This is a genomic window from Pseudomaricurvus alkylphenolicus (assembly GCF_011683955.1).
GTDB lineage: Bacteria > Pseudomonadota > Gammaproteobacteria > Pseudomonadales > Cellvibrionaceae > Pseudomaricurvus > Pseudomaricurvus alkylphenolicus.
Window position 1 is genome coordinate 1 of record NZ_JAAQPI010000064.1, and the last position, 1,117, is coordinate 1,117.

Here is a 1,117-nt window from a genome sequence, read left to right on the forward strand (position 1 = left end):
GCCAGGTTGCGGGTGCGGGAGTGGCACACGGTGACCGTGCAGCTTTCCTGCAACAGCAGCATGGACACCGGCTTGCCGACGATATTGGAGCGCCCGATGACCACCGCGTGTTTGCCGGAAAGGTTGTCGCCCAGATGCTGTTTGGCCAGCATCACACACCCCTGGGGGGTACAGGGCACCAGGGCCCCCTGCTCGCCGTTCATCAGCTTGCCGGAGTTAACCGCGTGGAAGCCGTCCACGTCTTTTTCCGGGGCGATAGCTTCGATGATCGCTGTTTCGTTAATGTGATCAGGCAGCGGCAGTTGCACCAGGATGCCGTTGACGGACGGGTCGGCATTGAGTTCGCCGATTCTTGTCAGCAGCTCGGACTCGCTGGTTTCAGCGGGCAGTTTGAATTCCAGGCTGTTCATGCCCACTTCCAGGGTTTGGCGGCCTTTGTTGCGCACATACACCTGGCTGGCCGGGTCTTCGCCCACCAGCACTACCGCCAGCCCCGGCTGCAGGTTGTGTTGTTGTTTCAATGTGTCTATCGCTGCGGCAATATTATCGCGCAGCTGTTGGGCAGTTGCTTTACCATCAATAATCATAGGGACCTCTTGAAAAAACGGCCGGTTGAAACGCACAGGAGGACAAACGCGCACGCCGGCCACAAGCAGAGAGAAAGTGAGATAGAGAGAAACTAAAGTTATTCGCTCACGCCCAGCACAAACACCAAAAATACGGCTACCGGTACGACGTAGCGAATCAGAAAATACCAGAGTTTGAACAACAGGCCATCGCCCATGCCCAGCTCTTCACAGGATGTCTTGCGGCTGACGAACCAGCCCACAAAAATGGCGATCAGCAATCCGCCAAGTGGCAACAGAATCTGGTTGGAGAAATAATCCATTGCGCCATTGATGTCCTTGCCCGCCAGTTTGATATCCGCCAGCAGGTTATAGCCAAGGATGCTGAAAACACTCAGGGCCGCGATCACGCCGATGATGACCAGCGCGCTTTTATGCCGGGCAAACCCCTTGTGCTCTTCCAACCAGCGTGTCTGTGGCTCGATCAGGCCCACCATGGAAGTAATGGCGGCGACCGACAGCAGCAGGAAAAACAGCACACTGACCACATG

1 protein-coding gene and 1 pseudogene are annotated in these 1,117 nt (G+C 56.4%); both read right to left on the bottom strand.

Annotated elements, in window-relative coordinates:
• A partial coding sequence (locus tag HBA55_RS37115; RefSeq protein ID WP_167001286.1) for a bifunctional 5,10-methylenetetrahydrofolate dehydrogenase/5,10-methenyltetrahydrofolate cyclohydrolase occupies nucleotides 1-587 on the bottom strand: 587 nt, incomplete at its 3' end.
• A 98-nt stretch (nucleotides 588-685) separates the two neighbouring features.
• A pseudogene (locus HBA55_RS37120) lies at nucleotides 686-1,117 on the bottom strand (sodium-dependent transporter); the annotation flags it as partial.